25 protein-coding genes are annotated in these 24543 nt (G+C 64.3%); 14 read left to right on the forward strand and 11 right to left on the reverse strand.

Annotation, left to right across the window (positions count from 1 at the left end; all coding sequences use genetic code 11):
* Positions 1–24: 24 nt before the first annotated feature.
* The 6 genes from AC1RWL_RS17190 to trmD all read left to right on the forward strand — a co-directional run bounded on the left by AC1RWL_RS17190 (position 25) and on the right by trmD (position 4862).
* Positions 25–933, forward strand: coding sequence for a cobaltochelatase CobT-related protein (locus tag AC1RWL_RS17190; RefSeq protein WP_493095496.1), 909 nt, complete (start codon positions 25–27; stop codon positions 931–933).
* A 270-nt stretch (positions 934–1203) separates the two neighbouring features.
* Positions 1204–2748 (forward strand): signal recognition particle protein, encoded by a 1545-nt coding sequence (ffh, locus tag AC1RWL_RS17195; RefSeq protein WP_493095495.1) that lies wholly within the window; start codon positions 1204–1206, stop codon positions 2746–2748.
* Between the two features lie 11 nt (positions 2749–2759).
* The gene (locus AC1RWL_RS17200) at positions 2760–3083 is read left to right on the forward strand and encodes a chorismate mutase (protein WP_133034523.1); all 324 of its coding nucleotides are present in this window, start codon (positions 2760–2762) and stop codon (positions 3081–3083) included.
* 34 nt (positions 3084–3117) lie between these two features.
* Positions 3118–3480 carry a 30S ribosomal protein S16 gene (gene rpsP, locus AC1RWL_RS17205; protein WP_256119530.1) on the forward strand — a complete coding sequence of 121 codons (363 nt, stop codon included), beginning with the start codon at positions 3118–3120 and terminating at the stop codon, positions 3478–3480.
* A 127-nt stretch (positions 3481–3607) separates the two neighbouring features.
* Positions 3608–4186 carry a ribosome maturation factor RimM gene (gene rimM, locus AC1RWL_RS17210; protein ID WP_256119529.1) on the forward strand — a complete coding sequence of 193 codons (579 nt, stop codon included), beginning with the start codon at positions 3608–3610 and terminating at the stop codon, positions 4184–4186.
* Position 4187: 1 nt separating this feature from the next.
* Positions 4188–4862 (forward strand): tRNA (guanosine(37)-N1)-methyltransferase TrmD, encoded by a 675-nt coding sequence (trmD, locus tag AC1RWL_RS17215; RefSeq protein ID WP_493095494.1) that lies wholly within the window; start codon positions 4188–4190, stop codon positions 4860–4862.
* A gap of 57 nt (positions 4863–4919) precedes the next feature.
* On the opposite strand, the gene AC1RWL_RS17220 is transcribed toward trmD, so the two are convergent.
* Positions 4920–5666: a sulfite exporter TauE/SafE family protein gene (locus AC1RWL_RS17220; RefSeq protein ID WP_493095493.1), complete on the reverse strand. Its 747-nt coding sequence runs from the start codon at positions 5664–5666 to the stop codon at positions 4920–4922.
* Between the two features lie 297 nt (positions 5667–5963).
* Here AC1RWL_RS17220 and rplS point away from each other — a divergent pair, with 297 nt between their 5' ends.
* The 3 genes from rplS to AC1RWL_RS17235 all read left to right on the forward strand — a co-directional run bounded on the left by rplS (position 5964) and on the right by AC1RWL_RS17235 (position 8271).
* On the forward strand, positions 5964–6509 hold the full coding sequence (gene rplS, locus AC1RWL_RS17225; RefSeq protein WP_319324045.1) for a 50S ribosomal protein L19: 546 nt from the start codon (positions 5964–5966) through the stop codon (positions 6507–6509).
* A gap of 150 nt (positions 6510–6659) precedes the next feature.
* Positions 6660–7457, forward strand: a complete 798-nt coding sequence (locus AC1RWL_RS17230; protein WP_493095492.1) for a transporter substrate-binding domain-containing protein — start codon at positions 6660–6662, stop codon at positions 7455–7457.
* Between the two features lie 7 nt (positions 7458–7464).
* The gene (locus AC1RWL_RS17235; RefSeq protein WP_493095491.1) at positions 7465–8271 is read left to right on the forward strand and encodes an amino acid ABC transporter permease; all 807 of its coding nucleotides are present in this window, start codon (positions 7465–7467) and stop codon (positions 8269–8271) included.
* A gap of 5 nt (positions 8272–8276) precedes the next feature.
* On the opposite strand, the gene AC1RWL_RS17240 is transcribed toward AC1RWL_RS17235, so the two are convergent.
* Positions 8277–10175, reverse strand: a complete 1899-nt coding sequence (locus AC1RWL_RS17240) for a CASTOR/POLLUX-related putative ion channel (protein ID WP_493095490.1) — start codon at positions 10173–10175, stop codon at positions 8277–8279.
* A 349-nt stretch (positions 10176–10524) separates the two neighbouring features.
* Here AC1RWL_RS17240 and leuC point away from each other — a divergent pair, with 349 nt between their 5' ends.
* Both leuC and AC1RWL_RS17250 read left to right on the forward strand, forming a co-directional pair.
* On the forward strand, positions 10525–11934 hold the full coding sequence (gene leuC, locus AC1RWL_RS17245; protein ID WP_439618077.1) for a 3-isopropylmalate dehydratase large subunit: 1410 nt from the start codon (positions 10525–10527) through the stop codon (positions 11932–11934).
* Between the two features lie 87 nt (positions 11935–12021).
* A complete protein-coding gene (locus AC1RWL_RS17250; protein ID WP_493095489.1) occupies positions 12022–12534 on the forward strand; it encodes a SixA phosphatase family protein in 513 nt (170 codons plus the stop codon).
* A gap of 170 nt (positions 12535–12704) precedes the next feature.
* On the opposite strand, the gene AC1RWL_RS17255 is transcribed toward AC1RWL_RS17250, so the two are convergent.
* Together AC1RWL_RS17255 and AC1RWL_RS17260 are read right to left on the reverse strand one after the other, a co-directional pair.
* The gene (locus AC1RWL_RS17255; RefSeq protein WP_493095488.1) at positions 12705–13535 is read right to left on the reverse strand and encodes an aldo/keto reductase; all 831 of its coding nucleotides are present in this window, start codon (positions 13533–13535) and stop codon (positions 12705–12707) included.
* Between the two features lie 135 nt (positions 13536–13670).
* Positions 13671–14216, reverse strand: coding sequence for a L,D-transpeptidase family protein (locus AC1RWL_RS17260; protein ID WP_493095487.1), 546 nt, complete (start codon positions 14214–14216; stop codon positions 13671–13673).
* A gap of 109 nt (positions 14217–14325) precedes the next feature.
* Here AC1RWL_RS17260 and AC1RWL_RS17265 point away from each other — a divergent pair, with 109 nt between their 5' ends.
* Entirely contained in the window at positions 14326–15009 is a 684-nt protein-coding gene (locus AC1RWL_RS17265; RefSeq protein ID WP_256119518.1) for a response regulator transcription factor, read from the forward strand.
* A 42-nt stretch (positions 15010–15051) separates the two neighbouring features.
* Positions 15052–15507: a cyclic nucleotide-binding domain-containing protein gene (locus AC1RWL_RS17270; RefSeq protein WP_256119517.1), complete on the forward strand. Its 456-nt coding sequence runs from the start codon at positions 15052–15054 to the stop codon at positions 15505–15507.
* Positions 15508–15510: 3 nt separating this feature from the next.
* On the opposite strand, the gene AC1RWL_RS17275 is transcribed toward AC1RWL_RS17270, so the two are convergent.
* The 6 genes from AC1RWL_RS17275 to tesB all read right to left on the reverse strand — a co-directional run bounded on the left by AC1RWL_RS17275 (position 15511) and on the right by tesB (position 22925).
* Complete coding sequence (locus tag AC1RWL_RS17275) at positions 15511–16317, reverse strand: exodeoxyribonuclease III (protein ID WP_439618074.1); 807 nt, start codon at positions 16315–16317, stop codon at positions 15511–15513.
* Between the two features lie 64 nt (positions 16318–16381).
* On the reverse strand, positions 16382–17056 hold the full coding sequence (locus AC1RWL_RS17280; RefSeq protein WP_493095485.1) for an outer membrane lipoprotein carrier protein LolA: 675 nt from the start codon (positions 17054–17056) through the stop codon (positions 16382–16384).
* Positions 17057–17167: 111 nt separating this feature from the next.
* Positions 17168–19831 (reverse strand): DNA translocase FtsK, encoded by a 2664-nt coding sequence (locus AC1RWL_RS17285; protein ID WP_493095484.1) that lies wholly within the window; start codon positions 19829–19831, stop codon positions 17168–17170.
* Positions 19832–20075: 244 nt separating this feature from the next.
* Positions 20076–21437: an ammonium transporter gene (locus AC1RWL_RS17290; RefSeq protein ID WP_256119513.1), complete on the reverse strand. Its 1362-nt coding sequence runs from the start codon at positions 21435–21437 to the stop codon at positions 20076–20078.
* Positions 21438–21468: 31 nt separating this feature from the next.
* The gene (locus AC1RWL_RS17295; protein ID WP_305112267.1) at positions 21469–21819 is read right to left on the reverse strand and encodes a P-II family nitrogen regulator; all 351 of its coding nucleotides are present in this window, start codon (positions 21817–21819) and stop codon (positions 21469–21471) included.
* A 218-nt stretch (positions 21820–22037) separates the two neighbouring features.
* Entirely contained in the window at positions 22038–22925 is an 888-nt protein-coding gene (gene tesB / locus AC1RWL_RS17300) for an acyl-CoA thioesterase II (RefSeq protein WP_435268332.1), read from the reverse strand.
* A gap of 100 nt (positions 22926–23025) precedes the next feature.
* On the opposite strand from tesB, the gene AC1RWL_RS17305 reads away from it, so the two are divergent.
* Positions 23026–24246 (forward strand): ubiquinone biosynthesis hydroxylase, encoded by a 1221-nt coding sequence (locus tag AC1RWL_RS17305; RefSeq protein WP_493095627.1) that lies wholly within the window; start codon positions 23026–23028, stop codon positions 24244–24246.
* A gap of 100 nt (positions 24247–24346) precedes the next feature.
* Here AC1RWL_RS17305 and AC1RWL_RS17310 read toward each other — a convergent pair whose 3' ends face one another.
* Positions 24347–24535, reverse strand: coding sequence for a Trm112 family protein (locus AC1RWL_RS17310; protein WP_256119510.1), 189 nt, complete (start codon positions 24533–24535; stop codon positions 24347–24349).
* Between the last annotated feature and the right edge of the window lie 8 nt (positions 24536–24543).

Below are 24543 nucleotides of genomic sequence, written 5' to 3' on the forward strand. Positions count from 1 at the left end.
CGGAAAAGTTATGGAATACGGCTGATGTTTAAATTGTTTTCGAAGCTGTCCGAACGACGCAGCAAGCCTGAAAATGGCTATCTCGTTTACACGCGGGAATTTGACCAAACAGTGGACCAAACTGACTTGGATCGGATAATCGGTCCGCTTTCACTTGATGAAAAGATCGAGTTGGAAGAAGCGTGGCGTGTTTTTGAACACGCGCTTTCCTCATGGCGTATCTCTGCCAATTTGCACGCGCTGGAGAAAGCCGCTGGTATACTTGCCGCCTTGTCTCCCGCCCAACGTCAAGACACGACGGTTTCGCTCCTCATTGATCACTCGGGCTCGATGAAGGGCCAGTCAATTCTTCTCGCCGCCGCCGCTACCGAAATCGCCTATGAGTTTCTCATGCGCCTCGGTTGCAGCGTTGAGGTTTTGGGATTTACGACGACCACCTGGAAGGGCGGTCTATCAAGAAAGAAGTGGCTAAGGTTGGGCGCGCAGCCGCAACCGGGCAGGCTTTGCGATGTGCTGCATATCATCTATCGATCCGCTGACCAGTTTATCTCGCCTGTCATCGGATTGAGCCTGAAGAATATGCTTCGGCGTGATCTTTTGAAGGAGAATGTCGATGGGGAAGCCATTGAATGGGCTGCTCATCGTCTATCGGGCAGAAAGGAAGCGCACAGAGTGCTCCTTGTACTGTCAGATGGCGTGCCAATGGATGATTCGACTGCCCAAGCAAACGGGGAATCCTATTTGCTAGGGCATCTCAAAAGCGTTTTGGCACGGCTAGACAAGGACAGTTCTATCTGTGTTGGTTCTGTAGGTCTTCATTTTGATGTGCAAGCCCTCTACAGAAACGGGATTGTGGTTGAAGGAACAGACAATCTAGCGATTGGGATGATTGACATGGTGTCCGATTTGCTACGCAAAAGCCATGAGCGGTGAACTCCGGCTGGTTCGCAAGATTCGGACCACGTCCTAAAGCCGATGTCTCATCCTTGACTTTCCGGCGCCGATGGGGTTTAAGCCGCGCCATCTGCGACAAGTGAGACGACTTGAAGCCACCGACCGGGACCCATAGCGGTATAAACAGATCCCGGAGGTCAACACCCGACAGCGCGATGCGCCCTCGGGTGCTTTTTGGCTTTGCGTCTTGTTTTTGTCACCGATGGCACCGACGTTTCCGCTAGCTGCGGAAACAAGAAGGATGACGTGATGTTTGAAACACTCCAGGACCGCCTTGGCTCCATTCTGAATGGACTGACAGGCCGTGGCGCGCTTTCCGAGGCCGATGTCTCGGCGGCGCTGCGCGAGGTCCGCCGTGCGCTGCTCGAAGCGGACGTGGCGCTGGAAGTGGTGCGCTCCTTCACCGATGCGGTGCGCGAAAAGGCCGTCGGCGCGGAAATCCTGAAGTCGATCAAGCCCGGCCAGATGGTCGTGAAGCTCGTGCATGACGAGCTGATCTCGATGCTCGGCTCCGAGGGTGTGTCGATCGACCTCAATGCGGCGGCGCCTGTCGTCATCATGATGGTGGGTCTCCAGGGCTCGGGCAAGACCACCACCTCGGGCAAGATCGCCAACCGGCTGAAGACGCGCGACAAGAAGAAGGTCCTGATGGCCTCGCTCGATACGCGTCGTCCGGCAGCGCAGGAGCAGTTGCGCCAGCTCGGCGTCCAGGCCGGCATCGATACGTTGCCGATCATTGCCGGCCAGTCGCCGACCGATATCGCCTCGCGCGCCGTGCAGGCCGCAAAACTCGGCGGCCATGACGTCGTCATCCTCGATACTGCCGGCCGTACCCATATCGACGAGCCGCTGATGATAGAGATGGCGGAGATCAAGCGGAAGTCCAATCCGCATGAAATCCTGCTCGTCGCCGATGCGCTGACCGGCCAGGACGCTGTCAACCTCGCCCGCAATTTCGACGACCGCGTCGGCATTACCGGCCTTGTGCTCACCCGCATGGACGGCGACGGCCGCGGCGGGGCGGCCCTTTCCATGCGCGCCGTCACCGGCAAGCCGATCAAGCTGATCGGCGTCGGCGAGAAGATGGGCGAGCTGGAAGAATTCCATCCCCGCCGCGTCGCCGACCGCATCCTCGGCATGGGCGACATCGTGTCGCTCGTCGAGAAGGCGGCGGAAAATATCGACGCCGAGAAGGCGGCCGCCATGGCTGCCAAGATGGCCAAGGGCAAGTTCGACCTGAACGACCTCGCCGACCAGCTGCGCCAGATGCAGAAGATGGGCGGCATGGGCGGCATCATGGGCCTGATGCCCGGCATGGCCGGCATGAAGGACAAGATGTCCGCCGCCGGCCTCGACGACAAGCTGTTCGGCCGCCAGATCGCCATCATCAATTCGATGACCAAGGCCGAGCGCGCCAATCCGGACCTGCTCAAGCATTCCCGCAAGAAGCGCATCGCTGCCGGCTCCGGCACGGATGCGGCCGACATCAACAAGCTTCTGAAGATGCACCGCCAGATGGCGGACATGATGAAGATGATGGGCGGCAAGAAGGGCGGCGGCATGATGAAGCAGATGATGGGCGGCCTTGCCGGCAAAATGGGCCTCGGTGGCCTTGGCGGCGGCATGGGCGGCATGCCCGATCTGTCGAAGATGGATCCGAAGCAGCTCGAAGCGCTCGCCAAGCAGGCGGAAGCGGCCGGCATCAAGCCCGGCAGCATGCCGGGCCTCGGCGGCGGGCGTCTTCCGGGTCTTGGTGGCCTGCCGGGCCTTCCCGGCCTGCCGAAGAAGAAGTGAGGGGTTGAGGCATGACGATCGATCCGAAGGTCAAGCAGCAATTGGGAGAATACCGGCAGTCGATCGACAATATCGACGCTGCCCTTGTGCATATGCTCGCAGAGCGCTTCCGCTGCACCCAGGCGGTGGGCGTGCTGAAGGCGACGCATGAACTGCCGCCGGCCGACCCGGCGCGCGAGGAATACCAGATCGAGCGCCTTCGCCGCCTGGCGAAGGATGCCAATCTGGATCCGGATTTCGCGGAGAAGTTTCTGAACTTCATCATCCACGAGGTGATCCGGCACCACGAAGCCATTGCCGCTGAACACAGCGGCGCAAACCAGAATACCGCCTGAAACAGGCGGTCCCATCTATCCAAGGAGAAATGACATGGCACTGAAAATTCGTCTCGCCCGCGGTGGCTCCAAGAAGCGTCCGTACTACCAGATCGTCGTTGCCGACGCCCGTTCGCCGCGTGACGGCCGCTTCCTCGAGAAGGTCGGTTCGTGGAACCCGATGCTCGGCAAGGACGACGCCAACCGCGTGCAGCTCGACGCCGACCGCATCAAGGAATGGCTCTCCAAGGGCGCCCAGGCGACCGACCGCGTCGCCCGCTTCCTGGACGAAGCCGGCGTCGTGAAGCGCGAAGCCCGCAGCAACCCGGAAAAGGCAAAGCCCGGCAAGAAGGCGCTCGAGCGCGCTGCCGAGAAGAAGCAGAAGGAAGAAGACGCCGCTGCTGCTGCCGCCGAATAATCGACGGCGACATTCTTTTGAAGCGGGCGGCGTGTTTCATGCCGCCCGTTTTCGTTTGGAGCGGGACGCGGAACATCGTAAAGCGATTTCGCGCAGCTGAAGTTTCAAGGAACGCACGGAAGCAACCATGGTGAAACTGGAAAATCCCGTCCTCATGGGCACTGTCGGCGCGGCCCAGGGCCTGCGCGGCGAAGTCCGTGTGAAATCCTACACCATCGACCCCACGGCGATCGGCGATTACGGCCATCTCCACACGGATGACGGCCGCGCCTTCGAGGTGCTGGAAGTGCGCGAGGCGAAGAACGTCGTCGTCGTGCGGTTCCGCGGCATCAACGATCGCAACGCCGCCGAGGCGCTGAACGGCACCGACCTCTATATCGAGCGCGACAACCTGCCGGACGAGGAACTCGACGAGGACGAATTCTTCTATGCCGACCTCGAAGGGCTGGAGGCCGTCGACGCCGAGGGCCGCAGCCATGGCACGGTGACCGGCATCTTCGATTTTGGCGCGGGCGACCTGCTCGAACTCAAGGGTCCCGGCAAGCGGCCGGTGCTCATTCCCTTCTCCGAGGCCGCCGTCTTGGAAATCGACGTTGATGGCGGGCGCCTGGTGATCGATCCGATCGCAGCCGGCCTCGAGGAAGAGGAAAAGGACGGGCCGGGCAGCCGGCGCCGCCGTCCGCCTGAAGAAGACGGCGGGGAATGACGTGGCTTTTCGCGCCACCATATTGACGCTCTATCCGGAAATGTTTCCGGGCCTGCTCGGCCAGTCGCTCTCCGGCAAGGCTTTGGCGCGCGGGGACTGGGCGCTGGATTGCGTGCAGATCCGCGATTTCACCACCGACCGCCATCGCACCGTCGACGATACGCCCGCGGGCGGTGGCGCGGGCATGGTTCTTAAACCCGATGTTTTGGCGCGCGCCATCGACCACGCTTCCGAGGGGGATAGTCGCCCCCGGCTGCTGATGAGCCCGCGGGGCCGGCCGCTGACGCAGGCCCGCGTGCGCGAGCTTGCGGCCGGCGAGGGCGCCATCGTGGTCTGCGGCCGGTTCGAGGGTGTCGACCAGCGGGTCATCGACGGGCGGCAGCTCGAAGAAGTCTCGATCGGCGACTATATTCTCTCCGGTGGCGAACCCGCGGCGATGATCCTGCTCGACGCGATCGTGCGCATCCTGCCGGGCGTCATGGGCAATGCGCTGTCCGGCGAACACGAGAGCTTCGAGGGCGGGTTGCTGGAGCATCCGCATTATACGCGGCCGCAGGTCTGGGAAGCGCAGGAAATCCCCGGCGTGCTGACCTCCGGCAATCACGCGGCCATCGACCGGTGGCGGCGCGAGGAGGCGGAAAAGCTGACGCGCGAGCGCCGGCCGGATCTGCTGTAGCAATTCCAGCAAAAGTGTGAAGCGGTTTTGCGTCCGGAATTGCGCGAAACCAGCCGCTCAGCCCGTCACGAAATAATAGACCGTCAGCGCGAAGCCGACCGCGACCACCAGGCCGCGGATGACCGGCTGCGGCACGCGCCGCGCGGCCCAGACGCCGGACCAGCCGCCGAGCGCGCCGGCCGGCACCATGACGGCTGCCTGCGGCCAGCCGACCACGTCGCCGCTGGCGAAGACGATGATGGCAACCGCGGCGATCACCACGGCCAGGAAATTCTTCAGCGCGTTCAGGCGGTGGTAGTCGCCGCCCTTGGTGAGGCCCAGCACGGCGAGCATCATGATGCCCATGCCGGCGCCGAAAAAGCCGCCATAGATCGAGGTGAGGAACTGCCCGACGAAGCCGAGCGGCGAGACCGGCGTTTCGGCGTGCAGCGTCTTCGGCTTGAGATAGGGGCCGGCGGCGAAGATGATGGTGGCGGCGAGCAGCAGCCACGGCACGAGCGCGCGGAAGGACGGGTTGTCGAGCGAGAGCAGCAGCAGCGCGCCGGCAAGGCCGCCGACCAGCGAGATGCCGCCAAGCAGCGCCGCCTCGCGCCAGTCCGCCCGGATCTCCTTGGCATAGGCGAGCGAGGAGGTGACGTAGCCCGGAAACTGGGTGATCGAGGAGGTGGCGTTGGCGACGATCGGCGGCAGGCCGGTCAGCGTCATCGCGCCGAAGGTGAGGAAGGTGCCGCCGCCGGCGATGGCATTGACCACGCCGGACAGGAAACCGGCGACGAAAAGCAGTATGGCATCGGCTATGGACATGATACTCCCCGCGGCAATGGTCATGCCGCTTCTCCCTGTCCCGCGTGATAGCGTGGCGGTGAAAGGCGGGCAAGGGCCGAAAAACCGGCTCTTTCGGGCGGATTCTTTCGGCCTTGGGGATGACAAGCGGGTTCGATTGGTGTATTGGCCCGCACGGATTTGGGATTACCCAGCCGACCTGCAAGCAAAGAATGGCGAATCCGCTCCGCCCGGTAACGGGCTAACCTTAGAGGCATGACCTTGTAAGGTGACCGTCGAGCGCTCTGGCTGTTTCAGAAAAACCAGAAGGTTAGACCGATGAACATCATCCAGCAGCTCGAAGCCGAACAGGCAGCGAAGATCGAAGCCAAGCGCCAGCTTCCGGAATTTTCCCCGGGCGACACCGTTCGCGTCAACGTCCGCGTGACGGAAGGTTCGCGTACCCGCGTACAGGCCTATGAAGGCGTGTGCATCGCCCGTTCGGGTGGCGGCATCAACGAGAGCTTCACCGTTCGCAAGATCTCCTACGGCGAAGGCGTCGAGCGCGTATTCCCGGTTTACTCGCCGCTCGTCGAAGGCGTCGAAGTCGTCCGCCGCGGTAAGGTCCGTCGCGCCAAGCTTTACTACCTGCGCGATCGTCGCGGCAAGTCGGCTCGTATCGTCGAGAACACCGGCACGCGCGCCCGCAGCCTGAACGACGCCGAGCGCGCCGCCGTTGCCGAGGAAAAGGCTCGTCTCGAAGCCGAGAAGGTCGCAGCCGCCCAGGCGCTCGCCGCTGAAAAGGCCGCAGCTGAAGCCGCCGAGAAGGCCGCTGCAGCAGAAGCTGCCGAAGCCGCAAAGGCCGCAGAAGCCGCCGCCGAATAATCCGGCAGCCGCACGCATTGATCGAAGCCGTCGGCCCTGGCCGGCGGCTTTTTGTTTTCGGGAAAGGCGGTTGCGCACAAGCGCCATGCTTGCCTCGCTGCCCGCTCCTGTGACAGTGTTCCGCCGCCACAATCCAGGAGCTTGAAGCCGATGTTTTCCCGCCGCGCCGTCCTTGCAGGCCTTGCCGCCGCTGCCCTCATGCCCGCCGTCGCCTTGGCCGCGGACCTGCCCGATCTCGGCGGCAAGTCCGTCGTCGTCGTGACGGAGAACGCCTATCCGCCGCTGCAATTCGTCGATCCGAAGACCGGCGAGCAGATCGGCTGGGAATATGACGCGATGAACGAGATCGCCAAGCGGCTGAACTTCAAGGTCGAGTACCAGAACACCAGCTGGGATGCGATGATCCAGGCGGTCTCCGACAACCAGTACAATATCGGCATGACCGGCATCACCATCAAGGACGACCGCAAGGAAAAGGTGGACTTCTCCGCGCCCTACATGCGCTCGCAGCAGTTCATGCTGGTGCGCGGCGACGAGGCCCGCTTCAAGGATGCCAAATCCTTCGCGGCGCTGACGGATGGCCTGGTCGCCGCCCAGCCCGGCACCTCGCCCTTCTACACCGCCGTCTACGAAATCCTCGACGGCAACGAGCAGAACCCGCGCATCAAGCTGTTCGAGACTTTTGGCGCGACCGTGCAGGCGCTCCAGGCCGGCGACGTCGATCTGGTTTTGACCGACGGCGTTGCAGCCAAGGGCTATGTCGATGCCTCGGGCGGCAAGCTCAAGGTCGTCGGCGAGCCGCTCGGCACGGAGGATTTCGGCTTCATCTTCCCGAAGGGCTCCGATCTCGTCGCACCGGTCAATGCCGCGATTGCCGCCATGACGGCCGACGGCACGCTGGAGGCGCTCAACAAGAAGTGGTTCCTGGACTACAAGATGGGTCAGTAGCGGGCGCATGGCTCCCGTTTCCTCTGATGCGGCAAAGGGCGACTATCCCTGGTGGCTGGTCGTCCTTGCCGTTATCGCGCTGGCGCTTGCCGGCGTGATCGTCGCCAACGACCTCTATGCCCAGGTCTTCGGCATCGTGCTGAAGGGGCTGTGGGTCACGATCTTCGTCACCCTCGTCGCCTTCCTGCTCGCCACGCTCTCCGGCCTCGGCCTTGCGCTGATGGCGCTGTCGGACAGCAAGGTTCTGCGCCAGGTCGCGCGCTTCTACACGGAGGTCATCCGTGGCGTGCCGATCCTCGTGCTGCTGTTCTACATCGCCTTCGTCGGCGCTCCGGCGCTGGTGGCGCTGGTCAATCTGGTGATCTCGCCGCTTGTCGGGGCCGGCCTTGTCGAGCCGATGCAGGTGCGCGACGTCTCGCTGATGTGGCGGGCGATCATCGCGCTGATGATCGGCTATTCCGCCTTCATCGGCGAGGTGTTTCGCGCCGGCATCCAGTCCGTCGACAAGGGGCAGATCGAGGCGGCCAAGGCGCTCGGCCTGTCGCGTTTCCAGCGTTTCCGGCTCGTCGTCTTCCCGCAGGCGGTGCGTGTCATCCTGCCGCCGCTCGGCAATGATTTCGTGGCGATGGTCAAGGATTCCTCGCTCGTCTCCGTGCTCGGCGTCGCCGATATCACGCAGATGGGCAAGGTCTATGCCTCCGGCTCCTTCCGGTTCTTCGAGACCTATTCCATCGTCGCCTATGTCTATCTCATCCTGACGATCGGCCTTTCGCTCGGCCTGCGCGGCCTGGAAAAGCGCCTGCGGCGGACCTGAAATTTTTACGTGCGGGAGAGGATGATCAGGCGGTCGGAGGGATCGAAAGTCACCTTTTCCGATTTCGCCGGATTGACCACGACGCCGCCCATATTGCGCGGGTCGTGCCCCGCCCGTTTCGCGTGGCTGTAGCCGAGCGCCACCTCGCCGCGGATGAGGGCCGCGAGGTTGACGGTATAGAAATTCACCGGCCGGTCGATGGCGATATAGTCCGTCACCGGGCGCATGTAGATTTCCGAGCCGTCCTCGTCGAGCAACTCGTCGAAGATCTGCGCCATCAGCTCGTTTTCCGAGGCCTGCGCCAGCATCAGGCTCACCAGCTTGTTGCTGACGACGAAATCGTCGGCGCGGGTGACGGCGGCGAGGTTGCGGTTGCGCACGTCGATCATCTCGCTGACGATGCCGATATGCTGGTTGGCGGCGTCGGCGATCTTGCGAAGCTGCAACAGCGTGACAAGCGTTGCCGTATCGGCCGGCTGGGCGGCCATGTGGTCGCTGTAGCCGAGCACCAGCACATGGTCGTAGGCGGGCACGTCGAGCGCATCGAGCGCGGCACGGTTCGAGGTGTCGATGACGGTGCAGCGGACGGAGAGGTTTTCCTTGATAAATTGAAGCTTGGCGACATCCGCCTCGAATTCCGGCGTGTCGGCGGCGATCATCAGCTCCGAGCCGGGCGCGACGTAGCGCGACAGTTCCTGCGTGATGATCGGCCCGCGCCGGTTCCAGCCGAGCAGCAGCGTGCGCTCCGGCCCCGGTTCGCGGTTGACGCGCGGGCGCACGATCTCGCGGTCGACCTCGAAATCGGCGGTCCTGAGCTTGATCGTCGCGTCGTCCTCGGCAATCAGGATCGCCCTTTCGCCGGCCAGCATGATGCGGTTCGTCGGTGGGTTGAGGTGCACGACGCCGTCGGTGTCGCAGATGCCGATCAGCGTCGACGTGTCATAGGCCATCACCGCATTGCCGAAGGATTTTCCGGTGAGCGCCGGCTGCTCGACGGCGTAGATTTCCGAGCCGTCGAAATCGAGCAGTTCGGTATAGACGGCCGAAAGGCCGGCCTGCCGGCTGGAACTGACGACGATGCGCGAGATCAGCTCGTCGGCGAGCACCAGTTGCAGCTCGGGGCCGCCGACGATGCGGGCGACCTCGGCATTCTTGGCATCGCGGATCTCGGCGGCGATCCGGTAGGGCTCCTTGCGCCGCTCCGGGTCGTTGACCAGCGCCAGCACGGTCTTGATGACCTGCGAATCCGCATAGTCGCTTTCCGGCGACAGCACGATGATCGAGCGCGAGGCCTGCGGGTTGACGATATTGACGTCGTATAGGTCGGTCGGGTCGCCGCTGCGGCAGATGATGCGGGTGTTGCCGAGGTCCGCGATCTTGTCGGCGATCTCGTCCTCCATCTCCACCTTGTCCTTGGAGGCCATGATGACGATGCGCGGGTTGCGGCGGCTCTGGTTGGCGATGACCAGTTCGGAGATCACGTCGAAGATCGAGGGCGACCAGTTGAAGATGATCGTGTGATCCTTTTCGAGCACATGCGAGCGGCCCTTGCGCAGCTCGTCGAGCTTCTCGTCGAGGCCGGAGCTCAAGACGCCGATCAGCGCGGAGAAGACGAAGATGCCCGCCACGGTGACGGCGAGCGAGACGCCGCGGAAGCTCCAGCCGACATCGCCGCCCATCGTGCCGGCATCCATGGTGCGCATCAGCGATTCCCAGGCGCCTTCGATGAAGGACACGGGCTCGCCGCCATCCGGCTTGATGCCGGTCAGGGCGAGGAACAGGCCGGCGACGAGGATGACGACCAGCGAGATGACCGCAAGCCAGCCGATCAGCGCGATTGGCCCTGCCGCCATGCTCTTGTCGAACTGGTAGCGCGCGCGGTCGCGCCAGGTAATCGTCTTCATGTAAGTCCCCTCAAGCCGACGCTTAGCCGGATACGTATACCGAGTGTCAAAAATTCGGGGCTGCGGCAAGGCGGCGCGCGGGAAATTTTAGGAAGAGCGTAAACGGCGGTGCCGGCCGGCAACTTGCCGAGCGCCGCAAAAATCGTTATATGCGGGCCATGGAATCCAAGTTCGGATGCACGGAAAAGCATGTCGTCGTGCTGCAGGATCACAAGCGCCTGCCGGCACGCTTCTTTGCGCGCGTCTTCGGGGCGCTCACCAGCCGCCTAGCCTGATCGCTTGCGATCCTTGCGAGCGCTGCGCTCGCCGATTTCCAGTACCCCAACACATGCCAAGCGGATGAAGAGCCATGAGTGCACCCCGTACCCTCTATGACAAGATTTTCGACGATCACATCGTCAGCCGCCAGGAAGACGGAACCTGTCTTCTCTACATCGATCGTCACCTGGTTCACGAGGTGACGAGCCCGCAGGCCTTCGAAGGCCTGCGCATGGCCGGCCGCAAGGTCCGCGCGCCGGAAAAGACGCTCGCCGTCGTCGACCACAACGTGCCGACCTCGCCGGATCGCGCCCAGGGCATTAAGAACGAGGAAAGCCGCATCCAGGTCGAGGCGCTCGCCACCAACGCGGCGGAATTCGGCGTCGAATATTACTCCGAAAAGGACGTGCGCCAGGGCATCGTGCACATTGTCGGCCCCGAGCAGGGCTTTACGCTGCCGGGCATGACCATCGTCTGCGGTGACAGCCACACCTCCACGCATGGCGCCTTCGGCGCACTGGCGCACGGCATCGGCACCTCGGAAGTGGAACACGTTCTGGCCACCCAGACGCTGATCCAGAAAAAGGCGAAGAACATGCTGGTGCGCGTCGACGGCCAGCTGCCGCCGGGCGTCACCGCCAAGGACATCATTCTCGCCATCATCGGCGAGATCGGCACCGCCGGCGGCACCGGCCATGTCATCGAGTTTGCGGGCGAGGCGATCCGTGCGCTGTCGATGGAAGGCCGCATGACGATCTGCAACATGACGATCGAAGGCGGCGCGCGCGCCGGCCTCATCGCGCCGGACGAAAAGACCTTCGAATATATCAAGGGCAAGCCGCGCGCGCCGAAGGGCAAGGCGCTGGACATGGCGCTGGAATACTGGAAGACGCTCTACACCGAGGAAGGCGCGCATTTCGACCGCGTCGTCGTGCTCGATGCCGCCAACCTGCCGCCGATCGTTTCCTGGGGCTCCTCGCCGGAAGACGTCGTCTCCGTGCAGGGCGTCGTGCCGAACCCGGACGAGATCGAGGACGAGACGAAGCGCTCCTCCAAGTGGCGCGCGCTCGACTATATGGGCCTGAAGCCGGAAACCAAGATCACCGACATCGCCATCGACCGCGTCTTCATCGGCTCCTGCACCAATGGCCGCATCGAGGACCTGCGCGCCGTCGCCGCCGTCGTCGAGGGCCGGAAGGTCGCCTCCACGGTCGATGCCATGATCGTTCCGGGCTCCGGCCTAGTGAAGGAACAGGCGGAGCGCGAAGGCCTCGACAAGATCTTCAAGGAAGCCGGTTTCGACTGGCGCGAGCCGGGCTGCTCCATGTGCCTCGCCATGAACGACGACCGCCTGAAGCCGGGCGAACGCTGCGCCTCCACCTCGAACCGCAACTTCGAGGGCCGCCAGGGCTTCAAGGGCCGCACGCATCTCGTCTCGCCGGCCATGGCCGCCGCCGCCGCGATCGCCGGCCACTTCGTCGATATCCGCGAATGGAAATGATCACGGCCGCATTGGCGTTGTGATAAAAGGCCGGGAGATAGCTCCCGGCCTTTTTGTTTGCCGGCCTCTCGTTTGAAGGAGATTTCCATGAAACGCCTTCTCCTCCTGCGTCATGCAAAATCGGCCTGGCCGGATGGCGTCGAGGATCACGACCGGCCGCTCGGCGACCGGGGCCGCCGCGATGCCCCGCGCATGGGCATCCATATGGCCACCGCGGGCCTTGAGCCGGATTTCGCGCTGGTGTCATCCGCCCGCCGCACGCAGGAGACCTGGGCGCTGGTCGCGCCGGCCTTTGCGAGACCCTGCCCATCCCGCACCGTGCCGTCGATCTACGAGGCCGCACCGGCGGCGATTCTGGCTGCGATCCACGAGGCGCCAGATGAGAGCGGGACTCTTCTTGTCATTGGGCACAATCCGGGTTTTGAAGAGCTGGCCGCGCTCCTGGCAACGCAGGGCGAGGCCGATGCGCTCGGTCGATTGCGCACGAAATACCCAACGGCGGGGCTGGCGGTGATCGCCTTCGATCACGAGCGCTGGGCGGATGTCGCGCCCGGCTCGGGCCGGCTTGAAGCCTTCGTGACGCCGAAAACGCTGGCTTAAATTGAAACGGACGACTGAGGTCGCCCCACCCCCGACGTCATCCTCGGGCTTCACCCGAGGATCCACCCGCGTTGGGGCATGGATGGTCGGGTCAAGCCCGACCATGACGGAGGAGAGGTCAGCGGATTTTTCCGGCGGTCGAAAAACAACCGGTGCCACTCGTTGCAGAATCAGAAGCTCGCCGTCATCGGGTCCGGGCCGATTCGCTTGCCGCCTTTTTCGAGGCCGGCAAAGGTCGCCATGTCCTCGTCGTCAAGCTTGAAGTCGAAGACCTTGACGTTTTCCGCGATGCGCGACGGCGTCACCGATTTCGGGATGACCACCAGGCCGTTGTCGATGTGCCAGCGGGTGATGACCTGGGCCGGCGTGCGGCCGTGTTTTGCCGCGATACCGGCAACGACGGAGTTTGTCAGCAGCGTGCCCTGGCCGAGCGGGCTCCAGGATTCCGTGATGATGCGGTGTTTTTCGTGGTAGGCGCGGGTTTCCTTCTGGGGGAAATCCGGATGCAGCTCGATCTGGTTGATCACCGGGGTAATGCCGGTCTCGTCGATCAGGCGCTGCAGGTGTTCCGGATAGAAGTTGGACACGCCGATCGAGCGGGCGCGGCCTTCCTTCTGGAGCTGGATGAAGGCCTTCCAGGTGTCGACGAACTGGCCGCGCTTCGGCGCCGGCCAGTGGATGAGGTAGAGGTCGACATAATCGGTGCCGAGCCGTTTCAGGCTGGCGTCGAAGGCCTTCAGCGTCGCATTGTGGCCCTGGTCGCCGTTCCAGAGCTTCGTGGTGAGGAAGATTTCGGCGCGGTCGACGCCGGAGGCGCGGATGCCCTCGCCGACGCCCTGCTCGTTTTCGTAGATCGCCGCGGTATCGACATGGCGGTAGCCGCTGTCGAGTGCCGCCTTGACCGCGGTCACGGCCGTGTCGTTCGGCGTCTGCCAGACGCCGAGGCCGATCTGGGGAATGCTGTTGCCATCATGAAACAGGATTGTCGGTTGATCGCTCATCAGAATCTCTCCGTGAAAAAGGTTTGGCGTGCTTGAACCCAGACGGGTTTCCCGTGGCGCCTTGCAGCCCGGCGACGGTCGAGGCTGATATAGGTCCCGCAGCGCAGCATTTCAGCCCGCCTGCCGGCAAAATCGTCAGAGCACGCGCACGACCGTGCCACGGCGCAGATGCGGCAGGATGCGCAGCATGTCGCGCTTCGCGATGGCGACGCAGCCGGCCGTCGGCTCGTAGCCGGGGCGGATCAGGTGGAAGAAGATCGCCGAGCCCTTGTTGCGGCGGCGCGAGGTGACGTTCCAGTCGAGCACGAGGCAGATGTCATAGAGCCCGTCCGCGCGCCGCATCTCTTCGTGGCTCGGCTTGAACGGCGCGCGCACGAGGCGGTTGTAGCTCGGATGGCTCGGCGCGTCGCACCAGAGCATGGAGGGCCGGATGCGGCGGAAGGGCAGGGTGGTCCCCGGCAAGGCCACGCGGTCGCCGCGCACAAAGCCGGAGAGCAGCGGCATGGCGGCGATGGGCGTGGCGCCGTCGCCTTCGCGTTTGACGCTGGTACGTCCGGTGCGGCCGATTGCGGCGGGGATGCGCAACGAACCGACCTGCACGATGGCGCGGGTCTTCCGGCCCGGTGCGGGGCGCACGAGGATGGTCTTCACGCAATGTTTAGGAGATGTGATCCGGCTCATGTCATTCCGCCATATTCGCGCCTTGTGGCAACTTGACTGGCTAAGCCATGGACGGGCTTGCCAAAAGCGCCAGTTCCCTTACTTTCAGAGGAATGCCGAGAGGTAAAGCATGACATCCCGCACCATCCTTCTTGTCGATGACGACAACGACCTTCGCGAGACGCTCGTCGAGCAGCTTTCGCTCTACGAGGAATTCTCCACGCTCGAGGAAATGACGGCCGGCAAGGGCATCCAGACGGCCCGCGCCAACCAGATCGACCTGCTTATCATGGATGTCGGCCTGCCGGATATGGACGGGCGCGAAGCCGTAAAACTGCTGCGCAAGGGCGGCTTCAAGGCGCCGATCATCATGCTGACCGGGCACGACACCGATTCGGACACGATCCTCGGGCTGGAAGCCGGCGCCAACGACTATGTGACGAAGCCCTTTCGCTTTGCCGTGCTGCTCGCGCGCATCCGCGCGCAACTGCGCCAGCACGAGAGCAGCGAGGACGCCACCTTCACCGTCGGCCCCTATACGTTCAAGCCGGGCCAGAAACTGCTGACGCTCGAAAACGGCCAGAAGATCCGGTTGACGGAGAAGGAGGCGGCGATCATCCGCTACCTCTACCGCGCCGACCAGAAGGTGGTGACGCGCGACGTGCTCTTGGAAGAGGTCTGGGGCTACAATTCCGGCGTGACGACCCACACGCTGGAGACCCATGTCTATCGTCTGCGCCAGAAGATCGAGCGGGACCCTTCCAATGCGGAGATTCTCGTGACAGAAAACGGCGGCTACAAGATCGTACCGTAAGGTTTTTAACGTCCCGGAATTGCTTTTGGAGGGATGCCCACCGTGGCTCTCAGCGACGACATCGCCCTGCTTTCCCGCGTGCCGCTCTTTGCGGGGCTCGCCGACGACAAGCTCCGGCTGATGGCTTTTGGCGCCGAGCGCCGCCGGCTGGTCGAGGGGCAGACGCTGTTTCGCGAGGGCACGTCCGCCGATTGCGGCTTCGTCGTCGCCTCCGGTGCGTTCGGCCTCACCTCGACGCTTCGCGACGGCTCGACCCGCGACGAAGGCACGGCGCAGGCCGGCACGCTGCTCTCCGAGCTTGCGATGATTTCCGCCGTCGAGCGCAAATATACGGCGGTGGCGACCGAGGACAGCGAGGTCATCCGCATCAACCGCCCGCTCTTCCGGCGCATGCTGGAGGAATACCCGGACGTCGCCGTCCTCGTCGACGCCCGCATCCGCGAAAACCTCGCAGCGATGATCAGCGAGATGCGCAGCCTCGCGGGGCGTTTTGCTTAATCCTTAAAAGTCGAATTCCGCAATCACCGGCACATGGTCCGACGGCCGTTCCCAGCCGCGGGCTTCGCGGATGACCTTGATATCGGTGAGATGCGGTTCGAGGTCGGCGGAGGACCAGATGTGGTCGAGGCGGCGGCCCTTGTCGGCGGCGACCCAGTCGGCCGAGCGGTAGCTCCACCACGTATAGAGCTTTTCGTGCGCCGGCACCTTGCGGCGCATCAGGTCGACCCAGGCGCCCTTGGTCATCACGTCGATCAGGCCCTCGGTCTCGATGGGCGTGTGGCTGACGATCTTCAGGAGCTGCTTGTGCGACCAGACGTCGTGCTCCAAGGGCGCGATGTTGAGGTCGCCGACGAGGATCGAGGAGATGCCGGCCTCTGCCTCGGCGTGCAGCAGCTTCATCTCCTCGATGAAATCGAGCTTATGGCCGAATTTCTGGTTGATCGTGCGGTCCGGCTCGTCGCCGCCGGCCGGCACATAGAAATTGTGCAGGCGGATCGACTTGCCGCGGTGATGGAAGACGACCGAGATGTGGCGCGCGTCGCCCACGCCGCAATAGTCACGCCGCTCGACGATCTCGGTCAGCGGCAGGCGGGAAATGGTCGCGACACCGTGGTAGCCCTTCTGGCCGTGAAAGACGATGTGCTCGTAGCCGAGCGCCTTCAGCGGCTTCAACGGGAAGAGGTCGTTCGGACATTTGGTTTCCTGCAGGCACAGGATATCCGGTGAGAAGGTCGTCAGGAAATGTTCGACGAGCGGCATGCGCAGCCGCACGGAATTGATGTTCCACGTCGCAATCGAAAGTGCCATGCCTGCCCCCGGAAATCTGTCCGGGGCGTCTTAGCGCATGCATGACGAAACGGAAACGGCTTTCTCAGTTCGCGCCCTTGTTGCGGACCTCGTCATAGGGGATCGAGAAGACCTTCTCGTCGAGGGCGACGCCCGTCTTGACGTTGAAGATCATCACGGAGGTGTCCTTGCCCTGCGCGTCGGTGATCGTCCACTGGCGCAGGTCATAGGTCTTCGGGTCGAACATCATGGTGATGGTCGAATCGCCGAACATGTTGCGGTCGCCGAGCACGATGGTCGTGAGGTCCGCCTCTTCCTTGACGTTGCGCACCATCTTGGCGGAGAGGTCGATCTTCTCGCCGAGCAGCAGGTTGAGCGGGGTCTTGGAGAGCGGGTAAATATCCCAGGTCTTGAGCTTGCGGTTGCCAATGACCACGGACTTGCCGTCGGCGATCACGCGCATCGGCGAGGGCTCTTCGTAGTTGAAGCGGATCTTGCCCGGACGGTTGATGTAGAACTTGCCGCCGGTCTGTTCGCCGCGCGGGCCGAACTGCACGAATTCGCCGATCATCGTCTTCACGGAGGCGAAGTGGTCGGCGATCTTCTGGGCGGCGCCGCTTGCCTGCGCCGAAGCATCGGCGGGCGCCAGCGCCGAAAGGCCGGTTGCGAGCGTGAAGGCCATCAGGCAGGTGAAGCCACGGCGGGTCAGCATGCCGGTCGCCTGGCCTTTCTCGGATGGGATCATGTTGGTCTCCTTCATCTGCGTGTCATGCGGGCCAAACACGGCGCCATAATGGCATCCGGCCCTGACGCGGAACTTGCGGGCGGAACGCCGCAGACGGCGCCCCGTTCCCGGTCGTCGTTCCGAAATTTACTCTTCCGTCGGCACGAGGATCTCGCGCTTACCGGCGTGGTTGGCGGGGCCGATCAGGCCCTCCTTCTCCATGCGCTCGATCAGCGAGGCGGCGCGGTTGTAGCCGATGCCGAGGCGGCGCTGGATATAGGAGGTCGACGCCTTGCCGTCGCGCAGCACCACGGCCACGGCCTGGTCGTAGGGATCGTCCGAATCCTCGAGGTTTGCGGTGCCGGCCGGGCCGCCGCCGCCCTCACCATCCTCGTCGTCGTCCTCAGTGATTGCGTCGAGATATTGCGGGGAACCTTGCGTCTTCAGATGGGCGACGACGGCCTCCACTTCGCCGTCCGAGACGAAGGGGCCGTGCACGCGCTGGATGCGCCCGCCGCCGGCCATGTAGAGCATGTCGCCCATGCCGAGCAGCTGTTCGGCGCCCTGTTCGCCCAGGATGGTGCGGCTGTCGATCTTCGAGGTCACCTGGAAGGAGATGCGGGTCGGGAAGTTCGCCTTGATCGTGCCGGTGATGACGTCGACCGAGGGGCGCTGCGTTGCCATGATGACATGGATGCCGGCGGCGCGGGCCATCTGGGCGAGGCGCTGGACCGCGCCTTCGATGTCCTTGCCGGCGACCATCATCAGATCGGCCATTTCGTCGATGATGACGACGATATAGGGCATCGGCTGGAGATCGAATTCCTCCGTCTCGTACATCGCCTCGCCGGTCTGCCGGTCGAAGCCGGTCTGCACGGTGCGGCTGATCTGCTCGCCCTTGGCCAGCGCCTGCTCGACGCGGCTGTTGAAGCCGTCGATGTTGCGCACGCCGATCTTCGACATCTTCTTGTAGCGCTCCTCCATCTCGCGCACGGTCCATTTCAAGGCGACGACGGCCTTCTTCGGATCGGTGACGACGGGGGAGAGGAGGTGCGGGATGCCGTCATAGACGGAGAGTTCCAGCATCTTGGGGTCGATCATGATCAGGCGGCACTGTTCCGGCTTCAGCCTGTAGAGCAGCGAGAGGATCATGGTGTTGATGGCGACCGACTTGCCCGAGCCGGTGGTGCCGGCGACGAGCAGGTGGGGCATCTTGGCGATGTCGGAGATGACCGGCTCGCCGCCGATCGTCTTCCCCAGCGCCATGGCGAGCTTGGCCTTGGAGGTCTCGAAATCGCGGCTGGCGATGAGTTCGCGCAGGTACACGGTCTCGCGGCTCTGGTTCGGCAGCTCGATGCCGATGGCGTTGCGGCCGGGCACGACGGCGACGCGGGCGGCGATCGCGCTCATCGAGCGGGCGATGTCGTCGGCAAGGCCGATGACGCGCGACGACTTGATGCCGGGTGCGGGCTCCAGTTCGTAGAGCGTGACGACCGGGCCGGGGCGCACATGGATGATCTCGCCCTTGACGCCGAAATCCTCCAGCACGCCTTCCAGCATGCGGGCATTCTGCTCCAGCGCGTCGGCCGACAGCGTGGTGTCGCGCACCTGGCCCTTCGGCTCGGCGAGCAGGTGGATCGGCGGCAGCGCGAAGCCGTCCGGGCCGACGAAGGAGGTCTGCGCCTCGCGCTCGATGCGCTGGCCGGGCTTGGGCCGGGCGGCGGGGGGCACGACGCGGGCGGTGGTGGCGGGCATGGGCTGGCGGGCCGGGGCGCGGCGCGGCGCCCAGTCGGCGGCGACGTCGTCCGCATCGTCGTCCGGCAGGATGCCGCTCGGGCGGCGCATCGGTTCGTCGTCCCTGTCGAAGGGCAGGTCGTCGTCCTCGTCGCCGGCCATCGGCGGGGCGACGACGACGCGGCGGCCGTCGAGCGACGGTTCGACGCGCTCGGAGGCGCCGCGGGAAGGGGTGCGGGCGCGCACCGGCTCGTTCAGCGTGCCGAACTCATCCTCGTTGAAATCATAGGGCTGCTCGATGCCGCGCGCCTTGCGGCGCTGGTTGGCGAGGCCGAAGAGGCGGCGCATGCGGGCATGGCCGGTGTACCACGCATGGGTCATGGCGCCGGCGAAAACGGTGAGCGGGCCTTCCCGGTCGTCGTCGTCCTCGTTCTCCTCGGCGATGGTGCGCGCGCGGCTCGGTGTGGGGACGGGAGCGAAATCCTCCTCGTCCTCGATCGTGACGGAGCCGATCAGGCCGGCGGCGAAAACCATCAGCCAGGCGGCCGGGATGGCGATGATGCCGCCGAGGATGCTGGCGAAGAGGCCGGTCGGGTAGGCGCCGGTGAAGAGGGCGGGGAAGCGCAGGATCATGTCGCCGAAGACGCCGCCAAGCCCGGTCGGCAGCGGCCAGGTGACGGGTGCGGGCACGCAGGCAAGCGCTGCGGAGGCGAGGATCGCGCCGCCGAGCCAGGCGCCGGCGCGCTGCGGCACGCGGTTGAAGCGCCGGCCGCTGATCAGCGCCAGCCCCCAGGCGACGACGGGCAGCAGCGCGATGACGCTGGCAATGCCGAAGAACTGCATGAAGATATCGGCGAAGACGGCGCCGGGATAACCGAGGATATTGGCCGGCGCGCCGCTCGAGGCATAGGAGAGGCTCGGGTCGGAGACGTTCCAGGTGGAGAGTGCGGCGACCGCGAAGGCAAGGCCGAGGAAGGTGCAGAGCCCGAACAGGATCTGCAACTGTCGCCAGACGAATGCCGACAGAACGAAGCGGTCGTGACGGTTATCCAGTCCTGCCGAGATGCTTCTGCTCATGGTTACAGCCTATAGTCCGTCCAAGGAAAACCGCACCGATTCCGCGCGATTCGCGGATGTGCCTGACTGTGAACCCTACGAAGGAAGCCTTAATGGCATGTTAACCATGCCGCTTTCGTGGCGCCGGTTTCGGCCTCGGGCGTGAAAAAGGCCCGGACTTTTTGGGTCCGGGCCAAGGGCGGCATAGTTTCCTATGGCCGCGACGGGACGTTTTGCGGCGGCTGCTGGAGCCGCCGCGAAGCCATTAGGAGTGGTAGGCCGCTTCGCCGTGCGAGGAGAGGTCGAGGCCTTCGCGCTCGGCTTCGACGGTGACGCGCAGGCCGACGATCATGTCGACCACCTTGTAGAGGATCGCCGAGACGATGCCGCACCAGGCAATGGTGATGACGACGGCGGTGAGCTGCGTCATGAACTGCGAGGCGATGGAGAAATCCGCGCCGCCCGTGCCGCCGAGCGACGGGGCGGTGAAGATGCCGGTGCCGAGCGCACCGATGAGGCCGCCGATGCCGTGTACGCCGAAGACGTCCGCCGTGTCGTCGTAGCCGAACTTGTTCTTCACGACGGCGACGAAGAAGTAGCAGACCGGCGAGACGATGAGGCCGAGCACGATGGCGCCGAACGGACCGACGGAGCCGGCAGCCGGGGTGACGGCGACGAGGCCGGCGATCATGCCGGAAGCCGCACCCAGCAGCGAAGCCTTGCCGCGGGTGAAGGTCTCGACGAGCGACCAGGCGAGGATTGCGGCAGCCGTTGCGACGAAGGTGTTGACGGTGGCGAGAACCGCGCCGCCCGAAGCTTCAAGGTTGGAGCCGGCGTTGAAGCCGAACCAGCCGAACCACAGCATGGCGGCACCGACGAGGGTGAGCGTCATGGAGTGGGGGGCCATCATGTCCTTGCCGAAGCCGGTGCGCTTGCCGACCATGATCGCGCCGATGAGGCCTGCCACGCCGGCATTGATGTGCACGACGGTGCCGCCGGCGAAGTCGAGGGCGCCCATGCCGAAGATCAGGCCGTTGGCATCCCAGACCATGTGGGCGATCGGGAAGTAGACGAAGGTGGCCCAGAGTGCCGTGAAGAGCAGGACGGCCGAGAACTTGATGCGCTCGGCGAAGGCGCCGATGATGAGGGCCGGGGTGAGGGCGGCGAAGGTCATCTGGAACAGGATGAAGATATATTCCGGAATGACGACGCCGTCGGAGAAGGTGGCGGCCGTGCTGTCAACGGTCACGCCCGACAGGAACATCTTGGCGAAGCCGCCGAAATAGGCGCTGGTCGAGCCGCCGAAGGCGAAGGAATAGCCGTAGACGACCCAGATGATCATCATCATGGCGCCGATGACGGTGCACTGCATGAGGACCGACAGCATGTTCTTGGCGCGCACCAGGCCGCCGTAGAAAAGTGCCAGACCCGGGATCAGCATGAAGAAGACGAGCAGCGTCGACAGGAACATGAAGACGGTATCCGCCTTGTCCGGAACGGGGGCTGCGGCGACGGCTTCGGTGGCTGCGGGCGCGGTTTCCTGCGCGAAAGCGACAACCGGCGCAAGCATGGCCGTGGTGGCAGCAGCCACGCGGGCGAGGGTATGAGAAGGCTTGAATGACGACATTTTGAAAATGCTCCCTGAATATGCCGGTTGCTTAGAGCGCTTCGGAATCGGTTTCGCCGGTGCGGATGCGCACGGCATGGTCGATGGAGTAGACAAAGATCTTGCCGTCGCCGATCTGGCCGGTCTTGGCGGCAGACGCGATCGCCTCGACCGCCTTGTCGACGAGGTCGGCAGGCACGGCGATCTCGATCTTCAGTTTCGGCAGGAAGCTGACGGCATATTCGGTGCCGCGGTAGATTTCCGTATGCCCCTTCTGGCGCCCGTAACCCTTTACTTCCGTCACGGTCAGGCCCTGGATGCCAACGGTGGTGAGGGCCTCGCGCACCTCATCGAGTTTGAACGGCTTGATAATGGCCATCACAATTTTCATCTGGTTTCCCATCCTTCGTGCTTGTTCCCCCAGCCGGGGCCATCTCTCCTTGCCGTTGGCAACCTTCGCCGCAACGACTAAGAGCTACACATTCAAGGGGCGTGCCAGATTCGAACGGCGTCTCTAATCAACTGAAATGATTGCAATAAAAATACGCGCCATGCTGCGGCGCAAAATTTCACCAGCGCAGATGGTCAAAAAATAGGCGCTATTGGAATAATGGGCAAAATTTAGTCAGTTGCCTTTTTCCGAATCAGCCCTTCCTGGGCCACGGAGGCAATGAGGGTGCCGGAGCGGGTGAAAATTGCGCCACGCGTCATGCCGCGCCCGCCGAAGGCCGAGGGACTGTCCTGGCTGTAGAGCAGCCAGTCGTCGAGCACCGGTGGGCGGTGGAACCACATGGCATGGTCGAGGCTCGCCACCTGCAAGGTGCGATCAAGCACAGAGGTGCCATGCGCGAAGAGCGACGTATCGAGCAGCGTCATGTCGGAGAGATAGGCGAGCACGGCGGCCTGCAGGTGGCGCTCGGCCGGCACCGGGCCGGTGGTGCGCACCCAGATGTTCTGGCGCGGCTCCAGTTTGTCGCGCGAAAAATAATGGTCGAGCGAGACGGGACGCAGCTCGATCGGCCGCGGGCGCTGCCAGTAGGCGCGGATATGGTCCGGCGCCTCGGTCATGAAGCGTTCCTTGAGATCCGCTTCGCCGAGCAGGTTTTCCGGCTGCGGCACGTCCGGCATCTGTGCCTGATGCTCGAAACCGTCTTCGTCGTCCTGGAAGGAGGCGGTCATGAAGTAGATCGGCTTGTCGTGCTGGATGGCGACGACCCGGCGCGTGGCAAAGGAGCCGCCGTCGCGGATGTTTTCCACGTCGTAGATGATCGGCACGGACGGATCGCCCGGCCGCACGAAATAGGCGTGCAGCGAATGCACGAAGCGGCCTTCCTTCTCCACCGTGCGCGTCGCCGCAACCAGCGCCTGGCCGATCACCTGCCCGCCGAACACCCGCTGCCAGCCGACCTGCGGGCTCTTGCCGCGAAATAGCCGGGTTTCCAGCCGTTCGAGGTCGAGCGTCTCCAGCAGGAGGTCCATGGCGGGGTTTTTTGCGGGCTGGCGCGACATTTGGACGTGGCTCCCCAAGGTAGGAATACGGTACTTCCTCCTCTATATAGAGGGGCAGGAGACCTCAAGCGGCCAGGAGAAGACCATGTCTGAAGGCACCATGCTCGACGTGCTTGTCGCCGGCGGCGGTTATGTCGGCCTGTCGCTCGCTGTCGCCATCAAGAAAGCCGCGCCGCATCTCGCCGTGGAAGTCGTCGATGGCGCGCCGGAGCATGTCTGGCAGAAGGATGAGCGCGCCTCGGCGATCGTGGCGGCCGCGCGCAACCTGCTCGACGTGCTCGGCGTGTGGAACGAGATCGCGCCGGAGGCGGAGCCGATCCGCCGCATGGTCATCACCGATTCGCGCACGGCCGATCCGGTGCGCCCCGTCTTCCTCACGTTCGAAGGTGCCGGCTCCGGCGACGACGGCCAGCCCTTCGCCCATATGGTGCCGAATCGCGCCATGACAGGCAGCCTGCTGCGCCAGGCCGAAATCCTCGGCATTGCCGTGCGCTGGTCGACCTCGGCGGACGGTTTTGCCACCGGCCTGCACGCGACGGCCGTGCGCCTCTCCGACGGCTCCGAACGACAGACCCGCCTGCTCGTCGCCTGCGACGGCGTGCGCTCGAAGCTGCGCGACATGGCCGGCATCAAGACCGTGCATTTCGACTATGGCCAGTCCGGCATCGTCACCACGGTCGAGCACGAGCGCCCGCATGAGGGCACCGCGGAAGAACACTTTTTGCCCGCCGGCCCCTTCGCCACGCTGCCGCTCACCGGCAACCGCTCCTCGCTCGTCTGGACCGAGCGCACGGAGGATGCCCGCCGCCTCGTCGAGAGCGACGACCTGGTCTTCGAGGAAGAGCTGGAGCGCCGCTTCGGCCACAAGCTCGGCCCGCTCAAGGTCGCCGGCGGCCGCCGCGCCTTCCCGCTCGGCCTGACGCTGGCGCGCGCCTTCGTCGGCCCACGCTTCGCGCTCGCCGGCGACGCCGCGCACGGCATTCACCCGATTTCCGGCCAGGGCCTCAATCTCGGCTTCAAGGACGTGGCGGCACTCGCCGAAACGATCGTCGAGGCCGACCGCCTCGGCCTCGATATCGGCGCGACGTCGGTGCTGGAGCGCTACGAGACCTGGCGCCGCTTCGATACGGTGCGCATGGGCATCACCACGGACGTGCTGAACCGCCTGTTCTCCAACGACGTGACGCCGCTGCGCGTGCTGCGCGATGTCGGCCTCGGCGTGGTCGATCGCCTGCCCGGCCTCAAATCCTTCTTCATCCGCCAGGCCGAAGGCACCTCCGGCAGCGGGCATCCGCGCATGCTGGTCGGTCAGCCGATCTGATTGACGGCTTATTGCCACACGGCACCCGCGGCATGGATGGTCGGGTCAAGCCCGACCATGACGGAGGAGAGGTTGCCAGGCTTTTGCCGGCACCCGGCACTCAGTCCTTGATTTCACGCGCCTCGGAAATCAGCATGATCGGAATGCCGTCGCGGATCGGATAGGCGAGTTTTGCTTTTTCGGAAATGAGTTCGCCGGTCTTGGCATCGTAGCTCAGCCGCCCCTTGGTCAGCGGGCAGACGAGAAGTTCGAGCAGCTTGGGATCGACCCGGCTGGTGCTGGCATTCATCGCGGGCA

Source organism: Shinella sp. GW821-FHT10F02, from assembly GCF_058809275.1.